The 12,520-nt window shown below is 65.3% G+C and carries 10 protein-coding genes; 6 read left to right on the top strand and 4 right to left on the bottom strand.

Annotated features, from left to right (window positions below; translation table 11 throughout):
* Positions 1–61 precede the first annotated feature (61 nt).
* Positions 62–1,030 carry a DMT family transporter gene (locus QM801_RS11165; RefSeq protein WP_415019281.1) on the top strand — a complete coding sequence of 323 codons (969 nt, stop codon included), beginning with the start codon at positions 62–64 and terminating at the stop codon, positions 1,028–1,030.
* On the opposite strand, the gene QM801_RS11160 is transcribed toward QM801_RS11165, so the two are convergent.
* From QM801_RS11160 to QM801_RS11150, 3 genes are all read right to left on the bottom strand, one after another.
* Positions 1,027–2,598: a trimethylamine methyltransferase family protein gene (locus QM801_RS11160; RefSeq protein ID WP_415019280.1), complete on the bottom strand. Its 1,572-nt coding sequence runs from the start codon at positions 2,596–2,598 to the stop codon at positions 1,027–1,029. The two genes, QM801_RS11165 and QM801_RS11160, sit on opposite strands and share 4 nt — an antisense overlap.
* Before the next feature lie 244 nt (positions 2,599–2,842).
* On the bottom strand, positions 2,843–3,997 hold the full coding sequence (locus QM801_RS11155; protein WP_415019279.1) for a PQQ-dependent sugar dehydrogenase: 1,155 nt from the start codon (positions 3,995–3,997) through the stop codon (positions 2,843–2,845).
* Between the two features lie 33 nt (positions 3,998–4,030).
* Positions 4,031–5,242 (bottom strand): cytochrome P450, encoded by a 1,212-nt coding sequence (locus QM801_RS11150; protein ID WP_415019278.1) that lies wholly within the window; start codon positions 5,240–5,242, stop codon positions 4,031–4,033.
* A gap of 69 nt (positions 5,243–5,311) precedes the next feature.
* Here QM801_RS11150 and QM801_RS11145 point away from each other — a divergent pair, with 69 nt between their 5' ends.
* From QM801_RS11145 to QM801_RS11125, 5 genes are read left to right on the top strand one after another with little or no spacing between them, the layout of a single operon-like run.
* Complete coding sequence (locus QM801_RS11145; RefSeq protein WP_415019277.1) at positions 5,312–6,538, top strand: multidrug effflux MFS transporter; 1,227 nt, start codon at positions 5,312–5,314, stop codon at positions 6,536–6,538.
* A 32-nt stretch (positions 6,539–6,570) separates the two neighbouring features.
* Entirely contained in the window at positions 6,571–7,830 is a 1,260-nt protein-coding gene (locus tag QM801_RS11140) for a sarcosine oxidase subunit beta family protein (protein WP_415019276.1), read from the top strand.
* 10 nt (positions 7,831–7,840) lie between these two features.
* A complete protein-coding gene (locus QM801_RS11135) occupies positions 7,841–8,086 on the top strand; it encodes a sarcosine oxidase subunit delta (protein ID WP_415019275.1) in 246 nt (81 codons plus the stop codon).
* On the top strand, positions 8,083–11,013 hold the full coding sequence (locus QM801_RS11130; protein WP_415019274.1) for a sarcosine oxidase subunit alpha family protein: 2,931 nt from the start codon (positions 8,083–8,085) through the stop codon (positions 11,011–11,013). Before QM801_RS11135 ends, QM801_RS11130 begins: the two co-directional genes overlap by 4 nt.
* Positions 11,006–11,536: a sarcosine oxidase subunit gamma gene (locus tag QM801_RS11125; protein ID WP_415019273.1), complete on the top strand. Its 531-nt coding sequence runs from the start codon at positions 11,006–11,008 to the stop codon at positions 11,534–11,536. The genes QM801_RS11130 and QM801_RS11125 overlap by 8 nt, the downstream gene beginning before the upstream one ends.
* On the opposite strand, the gene QM801_RS11120 is transcribed toward QM801_RS11125, so the two are convergent.
* Entirely contained in the window at positions 11,424–12,413 is a 990-nt protein-coding gene (locus tag QM801_RS11120) for a LysR substrate-binding domain-containing protein (RefSeq protein WP_415019272.1), read from the bottom strand. The genes QM801_RS11125 and QM801_RS11120 overlap by 113 nt on opposite strands.
* Positions 12,414–12,520 lie beyond the last annotated feature (107 nt).

The following is a 12,520-nucleotide window of genomic DNA, read 5'->3' as shown; positions in this document are numbered from 1 at the left end:
CATGGGGGACATTGAGGGGCGCGAGGCGACAAGCCCGCGCGCCTCGTGTAGGTGACGGCCCATGGTCGCTTCGCCCCAACAGAGACTTCTCGGCTATCTGTTCGCCTTCACGGGTGCGGCCCTGTTTTCGACCAAGGCCATCTTCATCAAGCTCGCCTACCGCGAGGAGGTGAACGCCACACTCATGGTGGCGTGGCGGATGATCTTTTCGACCCCCGTCTTCCTGGTGATCGGCATTGCCGCCTTCGTGCTCCGCGCCCGCAGCGGCTCGCCCATGCCTGCCGCGAAACACATCGCAGGTGCTGCCGCAGCAGGGGCGCTTGGTTACGGCCTCTCGGCCTACCTCGACTTCAAGGGGCTCGAGTTCATTTCGGCGCAGCTCGAGCGGCTGGTGCTTTTCACCTATCCGCTCTTCATCATGATCCTGGGCTCCGTGTTCTTCGGCCAGCGCATCACCCGCTATGGCATCATTGCCTGTCTCGTCACCTATGCCGGCCTTGCGGTGGTTGTGGGCCTCGACGTGCCGGAGGGCGGCATGCGCACCTTCATCGGCACGGCCTTCGTGCTGGCCTGCGCCATCACCTTCGCGCTCAACCAGCTCTTCGCCAAGAACCTGATCACGGTGGTGGGCTCGATCATCTACACCTCGGTGTCGATGCTCGCGGGTGCGGCCTCGTCGGTTGCGATCCACGCCGTGAGCGATGGTGATTTCGGCGCGAGCCCCTATTTCCTCTGGATGGCTTTCGGCTGCGCCGTCTTCGCCACCATCCTGCCGATCTTCCTGATCAACGCGGGTCTTGAGCGGACCTCGGCGCAGACGGTTGGGATGATCTCGACGATCTCGCCGCTCGTCACCATCGGCCTTGCGGTCGCCGTTCTTGGCGAACCCTTCACCTTCGCCGATGCATTCGGTTCGCTGCTCGTGTTGGGCGGCGTGATGTATTACACGCTCGCCGATATGAAAGCGAAAACGGCGGCCAAGGAGGCCGCCGCGCGCGAAACCGTTCTGACGGAAAGTACCGTCGGCTAGTTCAGGGTATCCGGCAGCTTCTCCTTGCGCTGGGCCATGAAGGCGAGAAGCGCTTCGTCGATCGCGGGATCAAGCGGCGGCGCTTCGTAGTCGCGCAGCATCTTCTTCCAGGTGGCATTGGCGCGGACCACGATGTCCTTCTCGCCGTCGTCGCGCCACTGCTCGAAGGAGTTGTTGTCGGCGAGCGACGAGCGCCAGAAGGCGGTCTCGAAGTTCGCCTGGGTGTGGGCGCAGCCGAGATAGTGCGAGCCCGGGCCCACTTCGCGGATCGCGTCCATGGCCTGGCCGTTCTCGGAGAAATCAGCACCTTCGGCAAACTTCTGGAACATGGTGAGCTGGTCGGCGTCCATGATCAGCTTCTCGTAGCCCGAGGCGAGACCGCCCTCGAGCCAGCCCGCGGCGTGCAGGCAGAAGTTGACGCCCGAAAGAAGCGTGGGCCACAGCGTATTGGCGCTTTCATAGGCCGCCTGTGCATCCGGCACCTTGGAGCCGCAGAGGCCGCCACCCGAACGGAAGGGCACGCCCATGCGGCGGGCAAGCTGCGCGGCACCGAGGGTGACGAGGGCCGGTTCCGGCGAGCCGAAGGTGGGCGCGCCCGACTGCATCGACATGGAGGCGGCGAAGGTGCCGAACACCACCGGCGCACCGGGGCGGCAGAGCTGCGTGAAGGCGATGCCGACCGAGGCTTCGGCAAGGATCTGGGTGAGGGTGCCCACCGTCGTCACCGGCGACATGGCGCCTGCGACGATGAAGGGCGAGATCACCGTCGCTTGGTTGGCGCGGGCCAGCACCTTGAGGGCGCCCAGCATCACGCCATCCCACACCATCGGCGAGTTGGCATTGATCAGCGAGGTCATGACGCAGTTCTGGTCGACAAACTCCTTGCCGAAGACCATCTCGGCCATGGCGACGGAATCGGCCGAGCGTTCGCCCGCCGTGACCGAGGCCATGAACGGCTTATCGCTGTACTTGATGTGGGTGTAGATCATGTCGAGGTGGCGCTTCGGCACCGGCACGTCGACGGGTTCGCAGAGTGTGCCGCCTGCGTGATGCAGCGATGGCAGCATGTAGACGAGCTTGGCGAAGTTGCGGAAGTCCTCGATCGTGGCATAGCGGCGGCCTTCGTCGAGGTTGCGGATGAAGGGCGGGCCGTAGACGGGTGCGAATACCGTGTTGTTGCCGCCGATCGTGACACTGTTGGCCGGGTTGCGGGCGTGCTGCACGTATTCGCGCGGTGCGGTCTTGATCAGCGAGCGCACGAGGCCGCGGGGAAAGCGGACGCGGAAACGCTTGGGGTCGGTCGCATTCGCCTTCACGTCGGCACCGGCGTCCTTCCACATGCGGACGGCTTCTTCGTCCTCGTAGAAGTCGATGCCCGTTTCCTGCAGCACGGTCTCGGCATTGTGCTCGATCATCGCGAGCTGGTCGTCGCTGAAGGGCTCGTACGGCTTGATGGTGCGGCGGATGAAGCCCGCCTGCTTGACGGTGGTGGAGGTGCGGGCGGCGCGGCGGGCGTCGGCGCCGCCACGGGCGCGGCGTCCGGTGGGGGCGGGTTGCTGGTCGGTCATGGGCGGCCTCGTCACGGAAAGGGTGAGAATTTGTCACCTTAGCTTTACGGGATTGGCCAGTCGGGAGGTGGCGGCAAACGTCAGGGGAGGGTGCGGAAACGACGGGGGTGAGGGAAGCCCTCGTAACTTGCACTCCATGGCCGGGCTCGACCCGGCCATCCAGTGGTTCCGTCGCGCTGATCTGGATGCCTGGCTCGAGGCCGGGCATGGAGAGGAGTGGAAGAGGAATGACGGCGGTGTGCGGCTACGTTGCCGTGATCACCATCAGCGCCCCATCCGGCGCGGAGGCGTCGGTGAGGACGTAGATGCGGCCGTCCGGTCCCTCCACAACATCGCGGAAGCGGGTGTCGCCAAGGAAAAGCTGTTCCTCTGCCACCACCGTCTCGCCCTCCCAACTGAGGCGCGAGATGTGCTGCCCGGCGAGGGCGCCGACCAGCATGCTGCCCTTCCAGCCCGGATAGGTGTCGCTCATGACGAAGGCCATGCCCGAAGGCGCAATCGATGGATCCCAGTAATGCAGCGGCTGTTCCATGCCTGCCTTGGCGGTGCCTTCGCCGATCTGCAGCATGGAGTATTCACGGCCATAGCTGATCACCGGCCAGCCATAGTTCTTTCCGGCTTGTGGTGTGTTCACTTCATCGCCGCCACGCGCGCCGTGTTCGACGGTCCACAAAACGCCCGTATCGGGATGGAGCGCGGCGCCCTGCATGTTGCGGTGGCCGATCGACCAGACCTCGGGCGCCCAGCCCGGTAGCTCGGGGTTGCCGGGCGCAGGGGCGCCATCGCGGGTGATGCGCAACACCTTGCCGACATGCGAGGCGGGGTCCTGCGCCTGATCCCGCAGCACGTTGCGCTCGCCTGTGGTCACGAAGAGATGGCCGTCGCGGCCGAAGACCAGGCGCGAGCCGAAGTGATGGCCGGACTTGGCCCTGCGGTTCTGCCGGAAGATCACCGTGCCGTTCTCCAGCGATGCCGCATCGTCGCTGAGGCGGGCGCGGAACACGGCGGTGCAGTTGCCCTCATCGCCCGGCTCGGCGAAGGACATGTAGACGAGACGGTTGGTGGTGAAGTCCGGGTCGAGGGCAATGCCGAGGAGGCCGCCCTGTCCATCGCTGTCCACCACGGGAACGCCGCTAATGGGGTTCGACAGGGCCGCCGCGGTCACATCGACGCGGCGGAGTGTGCCCGTACGTTCGGAGACAAGCGCAGTCCCATCGGGCAGGAAGGCGAGACCCCAGGGATTGTCGAGGCCCATAACAACAGGCTTGAGGGCGACCGGGCTTGTTTGCGGCGAAGCCATGGCGCGGGCCTTCGAGCGCGTGAGATACCACGTGGCGCCAGCTCCGGCGGCTGCGACGGCGGCAAGTCCGAGGGTGACGGCGCGGCGGTTGATCATCATGCCCCTTCTACGTGGAGAGGTGCGCTTCGGTTCCTAACGCAGCGCCACGTCCAGCCGCTCCAGCCCATGGAAATGATAGGCATCGCGGTAGACGGGTTGCGCCGCAAGACGGAGCTTCGGGAAGCGCTGGAACAGCAGCGGCAGCGCCACCTCCATTTCGAGGCGCGCCAGCGGCGCCCCGATGCAGAAATGGATGCCCGCCCCGAAGCTGACATTCGTCGACGCATTGGCGCGATCGGGCAGGAAGCGGCCAGGTTCCGGGAAGCGGGCGGGATCGCGGTTGGCCGCACCCAGCAGCAGGCCGATGACCTCGCCCTTTTTCAGGCGAAGGCCGTTCCAGTCCATGTCCTCAAGGGCATAACGGGTGAACATGTGGAGCGGCGCATCGAAGCGCATGATCTCCTCCACATGGCCTTCGCCGATTCCGTTTCGCGCATTCTCCTCGAGCAGCGCCTTGATGCCATTGCCCAGCGCATGGACGGTGGCCTCGTGCCCGGCATTGAGGAGCAGGATGGCGGTTGTCACCAGTTCATCCTCGGAGAGCTTGCCGTCCTCACTCTCGGCCCGGATCAGTTCGGAAAGCAGGTCGCTGCCGCCCTTGCCGCGCCGCTCCCGGATGAGATCGCGCATGTAGGCGGAGAAGGCGAGGGTGGCGGCCACTGCCTTGTCCTCAATCGTGCGGTCGCGGCGGGCCTGATACATCGCCACCATGTCGTGCGACCAGGAGAGGAACTGGTTCCCCATTTCGATGGGCGCACCCAGCAGATCGCAGATCACCGCCACCGGAATGGGAATGGCGTAGGCGGTGAGGAGATCGGCTTCAGACTTTCCATCCAGTTGATCGAGCAAGCGGCTGCAAAGATTCGCGATTTCGGGCCGCAGCCGTTCCACCTGGCGGGAGAGGAAGGCGCGGCTGACGAGCGAGCGCAGCCTCGTGTGCACCGGCGGTTCCAGTTCGAGGAGCGAATGCTGTTCAAAGTCATAGAAGGGCCTGAGGTGTTCCGGCGTCTCGGGCCAGCCCAGTTCCTCGCGGCTTGCCACATGCAGGATCTGGCGGCCGAAGCGGCGGTCGCGCAGCAGGGCGTTCACATCCGCATAGGTTGCACAGCACCAGTGGCCATACTGCTCCCACCTGAAAACAGGTGTTTCCGCGCGGATGGCGTCGTAGAAGGGATAGGGGTTCTGCACGAATTGCGTTTCGCGCGGATCAAGGTTGACGGATCGGGTGTTGGTATTGATTTTCATATGCTTTAGGGCCTGCGGGCTCGATACCCTTTATCCCTCCCGGACCCGCTGAGGGAAGAGCGAACGGACATGCAGCAGAAACGGCCCGCCGAATTCATCGCCCTCGTGGCGCTTCTCACCGCCATGGTGGCGATGTCGATCGACACCATGCTGCCGGCGATCGGCCTGATGGCGACCGAACTCGGCGCCAGCCATCCCAATGACCGCCAACTCATCGTTCTCGGATTCTTTGCCGGCCTGATGTTCGGCACGCTGATCTTCGGCCCCATCTCGGATTCGATCGGCCGCAAGCGCACGATCTATGTGGGTCTCGTGCTCTTCGTCGCGGGCTGCTTCCTCTGTGCCGTGTCGACCAGTTTCCCCATGCTGATTGCCGCCCGCATGCTACAGGGCTTCGGTGCGGCCTCGCCGCGCGTCTGTTCCATCGCCATGGTGCGTGACGGGGCAGGGGGTGCGGCCATGGCGCGGATCATGTCCTTCGTGATGTCGGTGTTCATGCTGGTGCCGATCCTCGCGCCCAGCATCGGGCAGCTTGTGCTGTTCGTTACAAGCTGGCGCATCATCTTCCTCGGCTTCATCGCCATGGCGCTCATGGCAGGCCTGTGGCTTGCGCTCCGGCAGGAAGAGACGCTGGCGCCCGAAAAGCGGATCGCCTTCTCGGCTGCCCGTCTGGCCGCGGGTGCGGCTGAGGTCATGCGCAATCCCGTCTCCCTCGGGAACACCATCGCCGTGGGCTTCATCTTCGCCGCCTTCAATGCCTATCTCGGCACCTCGCAGCAGATCTTCGCTGAGCAATACGGCCAGGGCGCCTATTTCGCCCTCTGGTTCGGCGGGCTCGCCATGGCGATTGCCCTTGCCATGATCGTGAACGGCAGGCTGGTCATGCGGCTCGGCATGCGCAAGCTTGCGAAGTACGCGCTCTATGGCTTCCTCGCCGCCTGGGCGGTGATGGTGGTGGCGGTGCTGGCCTCGGGCGGGCATCCACCGCTCGTCATGCTGGGCGTGGTGTTCTTCTGCTCGTTCTTCTGCAGCGGCATGCTGTTCGGCAATTTCAACGCCATGGCGCTGGAACCCATGGGCCACATCGCCGGCATGGCGGCGGCCATTTCGGGCTCGCTCTCCTCGGCGATCGGGGTGTTTTTCGGGGCGATTGCCGGGCGTTTCTATGACGGCAGCATGTATCCCCTTGCTTTTGCCTTCTTTGCCTTCGGTATTGTGTCCTATGTTTTCGCTGAATGGGCGGCGCGGGCTTCTGTCGCGGCGTCGCAGCGGGTGGCTCAAAAAACTGGCGCTTGATCAAAAGGCGGCGCGCCAGATATGGGAATTCCATGGCAAAGGGTTACTCGGTCTTCTCTCTTCTCCGGCATGCGCTGAAGCCGGACTCCCCATGGCCCATGGCCTGGGAAAAGCCCACGCCCCGCTTATCCTATGATGTGGTGATCATCGGCGGCGGCGGACACGGCCTCGCCACCGCCTATTACCTCGCCAAGAACCACGGCATCACCAATGTGGCGGTGCTGGAACGGGCCTACATCGGCTCGGGCAACGTGGGCCGCAACACCACTCTCATCCGCTCCAACTACGTGATCGACGGCAACACCCAGTTCTTCGAGCATTCGATGAAGCTGTGGGAGGGCCTGTCGCACGATCTCAACTACAATTGCATGGTCTCGCACCGCGGCCAGATCGTGCTCGCCGTGAGCCCGGTGCAGCTCGATACCTTCGCCCGGCGCGGCAATATCATGCGGCTCAACGGCATCGACGCGGAACTGCTCGACCGCGGCGAAGTGCAGAAGTTGCTGCCCTACCTCGACTACTCGAAGGAAGCGCGCTTCCCCATCTGGGGCGCCATCCACCAGCCCCGCGCCGGCACGGTGCGCCACGATGCCGTCGCCTGGGGTTATGCCCGCGCCGCTTCGCAGCTGGGCGTGCACATCATCGAGAACTGCGAAGTGACCGGCATGGTCATCGACAATGGGCGCATCACCGGCGTCGAGACCTCGCAGGGCCGCATCAATGCCGGCAAGGTGGGGATCGCGGTCGCCGGCCACACCTCCGAGGTGGCGCGCATGGCGGGCCTCAAGCTGCCGGTCGAAAGTCACATCCTGCAGGCCTTCGTGACGGAGGCGGTGAAGCCCGTGGTGCATCACGTGGTGTCGTGGGGCGCGGAGCTCTTCTACCTCTCGCAGTCCGACAAGGGCGGGCTTGTTTTCGGCGGCCACATCGACGGCTTCAACACCTACACCCAGCGCGGCCAGCTTTTCAAAATCCAGGACGTGATGCAGTGCGCGGTATCGCTGATGCCGTTCATGTCGCGCATGCGGCTCCTGCGCCACTGGGGCGGCATCCAGGACATGACGCCCGATGGCTCGCCCTTCATCTGCCGCACGCCGGTGCGCGATCTCTATCTCAATGGCGGCTGGTGCTACCAGGGCTTCAAGGCCACGCCCGCCTCGGGCTGGACCTTCGCCCACACCATCGCCAACGACAACGAACACGAGCTGAACCGCTGCTACAGCCTCGACCGCTTCGAGAAGGGGCGCGAGCTTGACGACTATGGCATCGGCAACTGGACCTACAAGCAATGAGCGCCCGGACATGAAAATTCCCTGCCCACATTGTGGCGAGCGCGACGTTTCCGAATTCCGCTATGGCGGTGATGCCACGCGCGAGCGTCCGGCCCACAGCACGGGCGATCTCAAGGCCTGGCACGACTACTACTTCACCTTCACCAATCCGAAGGGCCCGCACACCGAGCACTGGCAGCATGTGCTAGGCTGTCGGCAGTGGTTCAAGCTGCGCCGCAACACCGCCACCAACGTGATTGAAGGAGTGGTGGAATGACCGCCTTCAAGCGCCTGACCACCGGTGGCCGCATCGATCGCAGCCGCACCCTGAGTTTCACCTTCGACGGGCAGCGCCTGTTCGGCCAGCCGGGCGACACGCTGGCCTCGGCACTGCTTGCCAACGGCAAGGTGCTGGTGGGGCGCAGCTTCAAGTATCACCGGCCGCGCGGCTTCCTCTCGGCAGGGATCGAGGAGCCGAACGGCCTCTTCACCGTGGGCGAGGGTAACCGCGCCGAGCCGAACCTGCCGGGCACCATGGTGCCGCTGGCCGAAGGGCTGGTGGCGAAGAGCCAGAATGCCTGGCCGTCACTCTCCTTCGACATGATGGCGGTGAACAGCCTGGCCTCGCCCATCCTGGGCGCCGGCTTCTACTACAAGACCTTCATCGGCCCGTTCAAAAAGTCCTGGATGTTCTACGAGCCCTTCATCCGCAAGGCGGCGGGCATGGGCAAGGCCGACACCGCCGCGGACGCCGCGCGCTATGACGTCGAATACGGCTTCTGCGACGTGCTGGTGGTGGGCTCCGGCCCCGCTGGCCTTGCTGCGGCGCTGACGGCCGCGCGCGCCGGCGCCAAGGTGATGCTGGCCGAACAGGACATGGAACTGGGCGGCAGCCTGCTGGCGGAATCGAGCGAGGCGCTGGAACGCTGGCGGAGCGATACCATCGCCGAACTGCAAAGCATGCCCAAGGTAACGTTGCTCACCCGCGCCACGGCGCAGGGCATCTATGACGGAAACCAGGTGACGGTGGCGCAGCACGTGCCACAGGGCCAGCTGCTGCGGGTGATGCGGGCGAAGTCGATCATCCATGCGGCAGGCGCTCTGGAGCGGCCGCTGGTCTTCACCAACAACGACCGCCCGGGCGTGATGCTCTCGTCCGCCGTGCGGAGCTATCTTAACCGTTTCGCCCTTGCCCCTGCCGAGCGCGCCGTGCTCGTCACCAACAATGACGCGGCCTATGCCACGGCCTTCGCGCTGGCCGAGGCGGGCGTTGCCGTGACCATCGCCGAGGAGCGCATGTCGCCCGCGAGCGATCTGCTTGCGCAGGCGGCGGCGCTTGGCATCGCCATCTTCCCGAACGCCGGCATTGCAGACACGATCGGCACCACGCAGCTGCGCGCCGTGCGCCTCAAGGGCCGCCACAGCGTCACCATCGATTGCGACGTGCTGGCGGTCTCGGGCGGCTGGAACCCGGCAGTGCATCTCTCCTCCCACGGCGGGATCAAGCCCAAGTATGATTCCAGCATCGCGGCCTTCGTGCCCGGTGGCTTTGCCGAGACGCAGTTCGGTGCGGGTGGATGCATCGGCCACTTCGGCTGGCTCGCTTCGGTGCGGGACGGCGAAGCGGCAGGGAAGGGCGCGCTTGCTGCCTGCGGCATCAGCAAGGCCCCGAAGGCGATCGAACAGCCCGGCATCCGCGAAGACCGCTCCTACGGCATCGCCATGCCCCGCGATCCCTTCGACGTGACAGTGCCGGGCAAGGCCTTCGTGGACTTCCAGCACGACGTCACCGCCAAGGACATCAAGGTGGCCCATGAAGAGGGCTTCCAGTCGGTGGAGCACCTGAAGCGCTACACCACGCTCGGCATGGCCACCGATCAGGGCAAGACATCGAACGTCAACGCCATCGCCATGATGGCGGGCCTGCGCGGGATCGGGCCTGAAGCCGCAGGCACCACCACCTTCCGCCCGCCGTTCTCGCCGCTCACGGTGGGCGCGCTTGCGGGCCGCAGCGTGGGCCATCACTTCCGCCCCGTCCGCCGCTCGCCGCTCCATGACTGGCACGCGAAGAACGGCTGCACCTTCATCGAGGCAGGCTTGTGGATGCGCGCCTGGTACTACGAGTGGGCCGGCTCCTCGCCAGAGGCGGCCTATGTCCGCGAGATGGAACTGGTGCGCAAGGGCGTGGGCATTGCCGACGTCTCAACCCTCGGCAAGATCGACGTGCAGGGGCCGGATGCGGCGGAGTTCCTCAACCGCCTTTATGTCAACGGCTTCGCCAAGCTTCCCGTCGGCAAGGCGCGCTATGGCGTGATGCTGAACGACGACGGCATCGTGCTCGACGACGGCACCACCAGCCGCATCAGCGAAACGCAATTCTACATGACCACCACCACGGCCCAGGCGGGCGAGGTGATGTCGTGGCTCGAATACCTGCTGCAATGCCACTGGACCGACCTCAAGGTGCATGTGGCCTCGCTCACAGACGAATGGGGCGGCATGGCCGTCTCCGGTCCGGACTCGCGGAAGGCGCTGGAGCTTGCCTTCCCGCGCGTCGACGTGTCGAACGAGGGCCTGCCCTACATGGGCGTGAAGGACATCTCCTTCGGCGGCACCACGGTGCGCTTGATGCGTCTCTCCTTCTCGGGTGAACTGGCTTACGAAGTGCACTGCCCGGCGAACCACGCGATTGCCCTGTGGGAACACATCCTGCAGGCCGCGGCCCCCCTCGGCATCCGGCCCTACGGCCTCGAGGCGCTGGCCTCGCTCCGCATCGAGAAGGGCCATGTGGCGGGCCTCGAACTCGATCACCGAAATTCGCTCGACGACCTCGGCCTCGGCAAGATGGCGGCGAAAGAGAAGCCCTTCATCGGCAAGGAGCTGCGCCTCCGCGAGGACATGCAGGCGCCGGATCGCTGGTCGCTGGTCGGTCTCGAACTGCTGGAGCCCGGCAAGAAGCTGCGCGGCGGCTCGATCCTCTTTTCCGCAACGGACGAGATCAAGGGCCATGGCCGGGGCTACATTACTTCGGTCACATGGTCGACGGAACTCAACACCTTCATCGCGCTCGGCCTCTACAAGGGCGGGCTGAAGCACGAGGGCGAGGAGATCATCGCCGCCTTCCCGCTGAAGAACGAGCAGGTGCGCCTGAAGATCGTTTCGCCGCACTTCATCGACAAGGAAGGAACGCGCCTCCATGCTTGATGCCCGTTCAGCGCTGGCCACCGTTTCCGCCTACGAGGCGAAGGGCATCACCATCCGCGAGGAGGGCGGCTTCACGCTCACGCAGATTGCGGGCTTCGGCAAGGGCTTCGAAACGCCCCTGATCGATGCAGTTGGCAAGCTTCCCGCGAAGATCGACGTGGCGCAGGCGAACGAGGCCTTCACCGTGATGCGCATTGCACCCCACCAGCTGTGGTGCGTGGGCGAACGTGCGCCGCAGGGCCTGCCGCCCGAATGTCTGGTGACGCCACTCTCATCGGCGCGCTGCCGCATCCGTGTGGAGGGTGATCACGCCCGCCGCACGCTGGCACGCGGTTCTGCCGTCGATTTCGATCGTGCCGCCTTCAAGCCGGGCCAGTTCGTCATGACCGGCATCCACCATACGCCGGTACTCATTCACTGCGTGGGGGACGATGCGTTCCACGTTTACGCGATGCGGACCTTTGCGCTCGCGGTGTGGGAGTGGCTGGTGGATGCGGCGGAAGGCCTTGTGGCGGACGCCTGACCTCTTCCAGAAGCCAGGTGCGGAAGGCCTGCACCTCCGCCTGCCGGGCGCGGGGCGCGGCAAGGGCGATCACATAGCTCTGACCCAATTGCAGGCTTTCGTCTGACAGCGTGACGAGCCTGCCGCTGGCGAGTGCATCGCCCGCCAGCAGCATCTGCCCCAAGGCAATGCCCGCACCTCCTTCCGCAAGCGCAAGCGCCGCACGCGAGGCATTCACCTCGTGACCTGCGGACATGTCGATGCGTTCGCGCGGCGACACATGCTGGAACCAGTCTTTCCACGTCACGTTCGAGCCGTAGCTCGGCCCCCATTGCGTGTGGATGAGGTGAGGCGCCAGCGCTGCCGTGAACTCGCCTGGGCGCGCGGCGGGATGAGTGGGCGCAGCAAGCGGCTGCACCGTGTCGCGGCAGAGGTCGTCCTGCACGAGGTCTTCGTCAGGGAGACGGCCATAGTTGATGCGGATGTCCCAGGCGCCGGGGCGGGCTTCCTCCTCGACGGCGAGATCGATGCGGAGGCGGGGATGCGCTGCGAGGAAGCGGTTGAGGCGGGGCAGCAGCCAGCATTCCGCCAGCGAGGGCACGGCACTCACCCGCAACCGGCGCCTGGTGCCACTGCGCGAAACGCGCTCTGCCGCCTCGGCGAGTTCCCCCAGCGCCGGCGACACCGATTGCAGCAGCGACTTCCCGGCGTCGGTGAGGATGATGCGGTTGTTGAGGCGCTGGAAGAGCGTCTTGCCGAGATGGCCTTCGAGCTTCCGCACGAGCTGGCTCACGGCGGCGGGGGTGACGCCAAGTTCCTGTCCCGCCAGCAGGAAACTGCCGTGGCGGCCCGCCGCGGCGAAGGCGTTGATGGCATTGAGGGGGAGGGGCGCTTTCATGCTCTGACCTGGAATTTCTATCTCAGGATGAACAAAATCTGGGTTGCAGGCAAAGGAAATCATTGTCAGACAGGACGGCACCAATGGACGGGCCCGCCCGCGGAGGA

Origin of the sequence: Aestuariivirga sp., assembly GCF_047600585.1 — a bacterium.
Classification (GTDB): Bacteria; Pseudomonadota; Alphaproteobacteria; order Rhizobiales; family Aestuariivirgaceae; genus Aestuariivirga.
This window is presented reverse-complemented; position numbering and strand designations above follow the sequence as displayed.

Excerpts from the sequence above, each read along its gene's own strand:
- QM801_RS11165 (WP_415019281.1), top strand. The coding sequence starts at position 62 with ATGGTCGCTTCGCCCCAACAGAGACTTCTCGGCTATCTGTTCGCCTTC.
- QM801_RS11160 (WP_415019280.1), bottom strand. The coding sequence starts at position 2,598 with ATGACCGACCAGCAACCCGCCCCCACCGGACGCCGCGCCCGTGGCGGC.
- QM801_RS11155 (WP_415019279.1), bottom strand. The coding sequence starts at position 3,997 with ATGATGATCAACCGCCGCGCCGTCACCCTCGGACTTGCCGCCGTCGCA.
- QM801_RS11150 (WP_415019278.1), bottom strand. The coding sequence starts at position 5,242 with ATGAAAATCAATACCAACACCCGATCCGTCAACCTTGATCCGCGCGAA.
- QM801_RS11145 (WP_415019277.1), top strand. The coding sequence starts at position 5,312 with ATGCAGCAGAAACGGCCCGCCGAATTCATCGCCCTCGTGGCGCTTCTC.
- QM801_RS11140 (WP_415019276.1), top strand. The coding sequence starts at position 6,571 with ATGGCAAAGGGTTACTCGGTCTTCTCTCTTCTCCGGCATGCGCTGAAG.
- QM801_RS11135 (WP_415019275.1), top strand. The coding sequence starts at position 7,841 with ATGAAAATTCCCTGCCCACATTGTGGCGAGCGCGACGTTTCCGAATTC.
- QM801_RS11130 (WP_415019274.1), top strand. The coding sequence starts at position 8,083 with ATGACCGCCTTCAAGCGCCTGACCACCGGTGGCCGCATCGATCGCAGC.
- QM801_RS11125 (WP_415019273.1), top strand. The coding sequence starts at position 11,006 with ATGCTTGATGCCCGTTCAGCGCTGGCCACCGTTTCCGCCTACGAGGCG.
- QM801_RS11120 (WP_415019272.1), bottom strand. The coding sequence starts at position 12,413 with ATGAAAGCGCCCCTCCCCCTCAATGCCATCAACGCCTTCGCCGCGGCG.